General features: G+C 42.4%; 1 protein-coding gene. It reads right to left on the bottom strand.

Annotation, left to right across the window (positions count from 1 at the left end; genetic code table 11):
* Positions 1 to 2: 2 nt before the first annotated feature.
* Positions 3 to 959 carry an IS1595-like element ISVal3 family transposase gene (locus R8O11_RS25340; protein ID WP_086558361.1) on the bottom strand — a complete coding sequence of 319 codons (957 nt, stop codon included), beginning with the start codon at positions 957 to 959 and terminating at the stop codon, positions 3 to 5.
* Positions 960 to 1,019: the final 60 nt, after the last annotated feature.

The following is a 1,019-nucleotide window of genomic DNA, read 5'->3' as shown; positions in this document are numbered from 1 at the left end:
GGCTATGTTCCCTTTAATTGTTGCTGAAGACTTAACATCCTGTTTTCATTAAGTTCTTCAGTAACTTCCATGTAACGGTGCCAACCAAGGTAATGATCTAGGTACTTCGTTGCTACTCCATGGAATCGCTTCATCCATTCTTTGGTGCGACTGTGATAAGCATTCACATTTTGAACATGAAAAACTCGGTCAATGACCTTTAATCCTGCGGATATATTGAGTTGCTTATGCACTAAGTCATTGTTAAGGCATAAACTAATGTAAGACTTATGGCCATCAGTACAGAGCACACTATCTTTTTCTAGCTTGCCTGCTAACTCTTTGGCTAGTGTTTCTTCTTTTACATCAGGCAAGATTGACTCAAACGTGTGCTTACCTCGGTCTCTGACCGTTAAAACTGGAACCCAATCCTCCTTAGAGCGACCACGCTTATGCGCTCTCATTCCTCGTTTTCTTGGTTTACGTGTTAGCTTTTTTGAGCCTTTTTCAGAGTACGGAAATAGAGTTTCATCTGCTTCAATGATCCCCTCAAGCTTTGATGCATTTAGCGTTGCAGGGAATTCAAGGAAGCGATGACGCCAGCGAAATGATGTTTTCAGGTTGATACCACACTCTTTAGCACTGACACGCAGCACTTTACTATCAAGCATACACTTCATGTAGTTAACCCATTGTTCTTTGTAACGCAATCGAGCAAGAGGCGTACCTGTCGTAGCGACAAATGTTTTTAGGCAGTTTTTGCAGCGATATCGCTGCATATCATTAACCTTGCCATGGCGATTTATGAGTGAACTATGGCAGTGAGGGCATTCAGGGGAGTCAACGACTCTTTGTTCAAGTTCACGAATGACTTGCGAGACAGGTTCAACCCCTCTCAAGAATTGTTCGAGTAGTACAGATTGATTATCGGTGAGCTTGGGTAGCAGTTTTATAAGCTTGTGGAACTGTGACTGAAGCATAGGAGTTCCCTCCAATCGTTGCCTACTTTAAGTATAACAACAGTTAAAGGGAACATAGCC

This window comes from Vibrio sp. 1288 (genome assembly GCF_033344475.1).
The sequence above is the reverse complement of the archived record's forward strand: the minus strand, read 5'-3'. Positions and strand labels throughout refer to the sequence as shown.